Genomic DNA, 299 nt, shown 5'->3' on the forward strand with positions numbered 1-299 from the left:
TTTGTATACGTTATTCCACTTCTCTAAAAAGTGATTGAATACAAACCGAGAACATCCGATTGTTTTCGCAATCAGTATTTCTTGTTCTTTATTCGGGTAGATACGGAATTTGTATGCCTTTTTGACCAACATTGATTTCTACCTCCTTCTCGGTATACACTAATTATATATTTAATATATAGAATGTATCGAGTATATACTGAAAGGGTAGTGAAAAACATGAAACGTATTTCAAAATTAATTAAGTTCCCTGCTGATTTAGTAGCAGAAATCGAAAAGTATCAAAAGGAAAACTATAT

At 30.8% G+C, this 299-nt stretch carries 1 protein-coding gene; it reads right to left on the reverse strand.

The features are described 5' to 3' along the window. The coding region (locus MR059_RS21620; protein ID WP_242162036.1) for a helix-turn-helix domain-containing protein at window positions 1-132 on the reverse strand (132 nt) is incomplete at its 3' end. Between the last annotated feature and the right edge of the window lie 167 nt (window positions 133-299).

Origin of the sequence: Bacillus cereus group sp. BfR-BA-01522 (genome assembly GCF_022662635.1) — a bacterium.
In the GTDB taxonomy this organism is placed as follows: domain Bacteria; phylum Bacillota; class Bacilli; order Bacillales; family Bacillaceae_G; genus Bacillus_A; species Bacillus_A cytotoxicus.